General features: G+C 70.5%; 8 protein-coding genes. All 8 read left to right on the top strand.

Going from position 1 to position 5,481, the window contains the following annotated elements; translation table 11 throughout:
• The coding region (locus VFJ94_RS14540) for a hypothetical protein (protein WP_325004940.1) at positions 1 to 1,407 on the top strand (1,407 nt) is incomplete at its 5' end.
• A gap of 191 nt (positions 1,408 to 1,598) precedes the next feature.
• Positions 1,599 to 2,057 carry a hypothetical protein gene (locus VFJ94_RS14535; protein ID WP_325004939.1) on the top strand — a complete coding sequence of 153 codons (459 nt, stop codon included), beginning with the start codon at positions 1,599 to 1,601 and terminating at the stop codon, positions 2,055 to 2,057.
• Positions 2,054 to 2,482: a hypothetical protein gene (locus VFJ94_RS14530; RefSeq protein ID WP_325004938.1), complete on the top strand. Its 429-nt coding sequence runs from the start codon at positions 2,054 to 2,056 to the stop codon at positions 2,480 to 2,482. The genes VFJ94_RS14535 and VFJ94_RS14530 overlap by 4 nt, the downstream gene beginning before the upstream one ends.
• Before the next feature lie 11 nt (positions 2,483 to 2,493).
• The gene (locus VFJ94_RS14525; protein WP_325004937.1) at positions 2,494 to 3,453 is read left to right on the top strand and encodes an N-acetylmuramoyl-L-alanine amidase; all 960 of its coding nucleotides are present in this window, start codon (positions 2,494 to 2,496) and stop codon (positions 3,451 to 3,453) included.
• 190 nt (positions 3,454 to 3,643) lie between these two features.
• Positions 3,644 to 4,024 (top strand): holin, encoded by a 381-nt coding sequence (locus tag VFJ94_RS14520; protein ID WP_325004936.1) that lies wholly within the window; start codon positions 3,644 to 3,646, stop codon positions 4,022 to 4,024.
• Between the two features lie 3 nt (positions 4,025 to 4,027).
• A complete protein-coding gene (locus VFJ94_RS14515; RefSeq protein WP_325004935.1) occupies positions 4,028 to 4,309 on the top strand; it encodes a hypothetical protein in 282 nt (93 codons plus the stop codon).
• Between the two features lies 1 nt (position 4,310).
• Entirely contained in the window at positions 4,311 to 4,856 is a 546-nt protein-coding gene (locus VFJ94_RS14510) for a hypothetical protein (RefSeq protein WP_325004934.1), read from the top strand.
• On the top strand, positions 4,853 to 5,481 hold a 629-nt coding region (locus tag VFJ94_RS14505; RefSeq protein ID WP_325004933.1), incomplete at its 3' end, for a hypothetical protein. The genes VFJ94_RS14510 and VFJ94_RS14505, both read left to right, overlap by 4 nt.

Here is a 5,481-nt window from a genome sequence, read left to right as displayed (position 1 = left end):
CTGTGGCAGGGGTACGCCAACAGCAGCCTGTGGTCTCGGTACTACGGGTCGGGTGGGTGGTCGTCGTGGGTGCGGCTCGATGCGGGCGGGACGCAGGTGGCGCCGACGCTGGCGTCTGGGGTGTCGCTGGACACGGTCCAGGCGGACGGCTGGACAACGGTGCTCAACGCGAACAACAACGCGGGGCGACCGGAACCGACCGGGTCGGGCATGGTCCGCACCGGGTACGCGTCGGCGACGTCCGGGGTACAGCTGTGGCTGTCGCTGGGCTCGACGCAGTCGGTTTTCCACCGCTTCCGGGGGTCGACGGGGTGGTCTGCGTGGCACCGGGTCGACACGCCCCTGTCCCCAATGGAGCCGTACCGGAAAGCGCTCGCGCAGCGGGCCACGACACCGGTGCAGATCATGTGCGTCGGGGACTCGCGGACGGAGGGCACGGGCACCTCTGACGTGTCGCTGCGGTGGCAGACGAGGATGCAGAAGTACCTGCGGGAGCGGCTTTCGCCCGTGCCTGGCGCCCTGTTTCCCTTCATCCCGGGGTACCCGGTGACGTCAGCGCCGGGCATGCCGGTCACGATCGCGGGCACCGTCACCCGCGACACGACGTACGGGCTGGGTTGGCGCACAGCGAAGCTCGCGGACTCGACGTCGTCGCTGACCTTCACGTTCACCGGCACGTCGTGCAAGGTGATGTACACGAAGGCGTCGTCCACGGCGAAGATGCTCATCGCCATCGACGGCGGCGCGGCCGTGAGCGTGGAGACCAACTCCACCATCGTCGGCGCGTCCAACAGCGCCGTGTGGTCCTCCCCGGCCCTGACCGCTGGGGCACACACCGTCGTCATCACCCGCGACCCCGCCACCACCAACTCGGCGTGGCAGGTCTACGTGCAGGGGCTGCTCACCTACAACGGGGACGAGGCGGCGGGCATCCGGGTACTGGACTCCGGCTACCACGGGTCGTCGAGCACGTTCTTCACGAGCACCCGCAACAGCATGGAGGCCGCGGCGCTCACGGCGGCCGGTGGCGCGTCGCTCATCGTCATCGGGATGGGCACCAACGACGCCGGGTCCACGACCCCAGCCACTTTCCAGACCAACCTGCTCAACTTCATCAACGCGATGCGCAACAGCGCCGGTTTCACGGGGTCGTTCCTGCTGCTCAACTTCACGAAGCCCAACGCACAGACGGAGGCCACGTACGCCGCGATCGGTGAGCAGATGGCCCTGATCGCGGCCGGTGACCCGCTCATCGAGTATCTCGACATGCGCCGCGACATGCCAGACAACCCGACGCCGTACACGGCCACCGCCGGGCTCGGGCTCTACAACGACAACATCCACGAGAACGACGCCGGCCACGCGTGGATCGCGGGCCGCATGGCAGCGCGACTGGTCGTGACCTGACCGCGCCTCTCAGTGCGTCACCCCACCCGCCCGGGAGTTGGGCTGCCGGACAGGTGGGGCCGCACTGGTCAAGGACCGACCATACGGACCTTGATACATCCCCGATCCCTTGCGTGTCAGCGAAATCGGCTCGGGAGGGCCCCATGCCGCAGCCCAAACCCCAACAATCTGGCGGAAGGTGGCACCCGCTCATGCCGCTGCACGGCTATACCACCGACCGGCGCCCGCCGTCCCTGATGGACCACGTCTTCGCCCACCCCTTCGAGCTGACCCTGGCCACGTGGTGCGGTCTCGCGGGCGCGATGCTCGCCGCGTCCACGATCACCGGCGTGCAGGTCTCACCCACCCTCGACCGTCTCCCATGGTGGCTCTCGGTCATGGTCGGAGCCCTGCTCGTCGTCGGCGGCATCTGCCAGGTCTGGGGACTCTTCGACGACTCCGACGACATCGCGGTCGGGTGGAAGATCGAGCGTGTCGGGCTGATCCTCTCCGGCTCCGCGTGGTCGTCGTACACCCTCGCCATCGTGTACCTCATACCGGGTGCCGTCCTGTCGTGGTCGCTCGGTCTCGCGATCCTCACCATGCTCGGCCTGCGCTTCACGGCGACCGTCAAGGAGGAGCAGCGCATCCGGAAGGCCATCCGCCAATGAACGCCGGGTGGATCACCGCGCTTGCCACGCTGATCACCGCGCTGTCCGGCGTGGGCGTCGTGTGGGTGAAGCAGCGGAGCGAGGCGAAGGACCCGATCCCGAAGGCCGCCGCCGAGCTGGCCGTGGCCGAGCAGGCCCTCGGCCTGATCAAAGAGTCGCGTGACGCGCTGAGGGAGGACGTGGTCCGGTTGAAAGAGGAGCGCACCGAGGACCGCAAGCGGATGGACGAGCTGCAGGAGCAGGTGTACTCGCTGCGGGAGGACAACGCGGACCTGCATGGGGTGGTGGACCAGATGCGGCACGCCCTGTCGCTGGCCACGAGGTACATCGAGGCTCTGCTGCGGTGGGCGCGTGAGGGGTCGGTGCCGCCGCAGCCGACTGTGCCTGTGTCCTTGCGTGACCTGATCGACCCGACCCTGCAGTAAGGGAGGCCAGCATGCCCGGCACGTCGACACCGCTGACCGCGGAGCAGATGACCGCCGCCCTCGACCTGTGGGGGATCCGGTGGAAGCCGTACCGCCCGGACTGGGCGACCCACAACCGCAACTCGGCCGGCGCGTCCGGCCCGAAGAACGGGGTCCTCTGCCACAACTTCGGCAGCGAGGGCCGCGACGTCGACCAGCTCGCGTACCTGTGGGACGGCGACCTGGCCCGGGGGATGCCGGGCCCGCTGTGCCAGTGGGCGATCGACGACGCCGGGGTCGTGTGGCTGATCGGGTGGGGCCGCGCGCTGCACGGCGGCCAAGGCGACCCCACCTCGTACGGGCTGATGCTCAACGACCTCCTGCCGCTGGACCGGGACGTGGTCCCGGCCACCTTCGGCAGCGTCGACATGAACACGCACGCGTACGGCTACGAGGCCTTGTACGGGGTGAAGCCCACGCAGGCGCAGTACGACACGATGGTGCGCCTGCCGGCGGCGATCTGCCACGCCCACGGCTGGACCGCCCGCTCGGTCATGGGCCACAGGGAGTCCACGAATGTGCGCTCCGACCCGGTCGGGGTGCCCATGTGGCGGCTGCGGCGTGACGTCGCCGCCGCTCTCGCTGCGGGCCCCACGCCCGCCACCCCGTCGCCACCCCCGGCGCCGGCACCGAAGCCTGTCACTCCTGAGGAGGAGACCATGCGACTGATCACAGCCCCCGGTCGCCCGTGGGCGATCCTGTCCGCGTCCGGGACCATGACCATCGTCCCCCCGGGCACGCCCGCCGCGACGTACACCGCGCTCGGGCTGCCCACCACCCCCGGCCAGGTCACCGTCGCCGTGTACGACGCCCTACGCGCGTCGTCCGAGGCGCAGAAGGCCGACGCCGCCGGGGTCAAGGCCGCCATCGACCGGCTCGGCACGCAGGTCGGGCAGCTCGCGACCGCTCTCGACAAGCCGCGGGCGGTGTGACCCGTGACCCTCGGCCGGCTCGTCCTCGCGGCCATCGTCGGCGCCGGTGTCGCCGGCGCCCTGATCGGTGGCGCGATCGCGGCGTGGGGCACGAGGCCGCCATGGCCGGAGTAGGCGACTGGCTCGCCCTCGCATTCCTGATCACGGCCGCGACCTTCGCGGTCCTGGCACTCATCACAAGGGAGCACTGATGTTCAGCAAGGCATTCGCCCTCGCCGCCGCCGAACGGGCAATGAAGACCTTCGCCCAGACGTTGGCCGCGCTGCTCGTCGCGGACGGCACGGGCCTGCTCGACTCGCAGTGGGTGCCGCGGCTGTCCGCCGCGGGCATGGCCGCACTGCTGTCCGTCCTGACGTCCGTAGCGTCCGCTGGGGTCAGTGAGCCCGGGCCGTCGCTCGGCACCGAGGTCCTCGCCCCCGCCGTCGAGGCGAAGGTTGCGCCGGACTCCCCGACCGGCGCTGTCGCCGGCCCCGGGTCGAGCATCCCCGAGGACACGCCCGTCCACGTCGACCCTGCCCAGGCCTACGACGGCATGGGCGCCCCCATCAGCAACCCCGAGCAAGGAGTCTGACCAGTGAGCAAGCTGATCGAGCAGGCCGTCACGCAGGACGAGGACGGCACCTACGGCTTCCGCTGCCCCGTCAATGACGGGTCGTGCGGTGGCGTCGACGACAAGGGGACCGTCGTGCCTTTCACGTCGACGGGGTGGCCCACGAAGCGGCTGGCGCAGGCACGCGGGCAGCAGCACGTGGACGACCACAAGGGCATCGCGCCCACCCCGTCCCTGGCCGACTTCCGCGTCGAGCACGGTCTCATCACGTCCCCCGCGGGCGTCGTCGCAGTGAGGGACCTCTGACATGGCAGCCATCACGAGCGCTGAGATCGTCTGGCGCTACTCGGTCACCACGGGCACGGCGGGCAACACCGTCGCGGGCACCGCCGCCGGCTCCCTCGGGAAGTACATCTCCACCACGGCGTGGGCCGGCGGCGCCGCCAACGACCTTTTCGACGACATCAGCGGGTCGGAGAACGCCGCGAGCACCGTGGACTACCGCGGCATCTTCGTCTACAACAGCAACGGCTTCAACGCCTACCAGAACCCCACCGCGTACATCTCAGCGGAGGTCGCGGGTGGTGCGTCCATTGCCATCGGCGCGGACACGACGGCCACATCGGCGCTGGGGTCCGCGACGGCGCAGGCCCTGACCATCGCCACCGAGACCACCGCCCCGGTCGGGGTCACGTTCTCGTCCCCGACGACCGCGGCCACCGGTGTCGCCCTGTCGTCGATCCCGTCCGGCAACGTCAAGGGCCTGTGGGTGCGGCGCACCGCCGCCAACACAGCCGCCATCAACGCCGACGGGGTCACCCTCGCCACGTCCGGTGACACGGCGGCAGCGTGATGGACGCCACCCTCGCGGCCATCGTCGACCTCATCGAGCAGTGGGCCGCTGGGCAGGTCGCGTCCGAGCACGCCGCGTCCCAGCAGATCATCGACGGCCTGCACGCGCAGCTGTCGGCGGCCCTCACCCAGCACGACACGGACGCTGCTCTCATCGAGCAGCTGCGGGCGCGTATCGCCGAGCTGGAGGCGCAGGTCCCGAAGCCCCCTGAGCCCCCGCCCACACCGGAGCCCCCACCCCCCGTGCCGGTGTGGGCGGGCCTGCTGTACGGTGCGAACGACTCCCATTGGTCGTCGCTGGCCCCGCAGGTGCCGGGCATGCAGGTCCGCCGGTCGTACGCGGGGACGTGGCCGGGCGCGCCGACCGCGCGCATGCAGGAGGACTGGAAGGCCGGGCGCGTCCCGTACGTGTCGTTCAGCGACACCAACCCGACCGACGCGAACCTCGCCGCCTTCTTCCGCTCGTGCACGGGCAAGGCGATCGTGACACCGGTGCACGAGGTCGACAACGGGAAGATGACCGCCGCCGCATACGTCTCCCTGCTCAAGCGGGTGCACGCCGCGAAGGAAGCCAACGCCGTCCACCCCGAGCAGGTGTTGGTCGGCCCGACCCTCATGGGCTGGAC

The organism is Intrasporangium sp. (assembly GCF_035688975.1).
In the GTDB taxonomy this organism is placed as follows: domain Bacteria; phylum Actinomycetota; class Actinomycetes; order Actinomycetales; family Dermatophilaceae; genus CALMNV01.
This window is presented reverse-complemented; position numbering and strand designations above follow the sequence as displayed.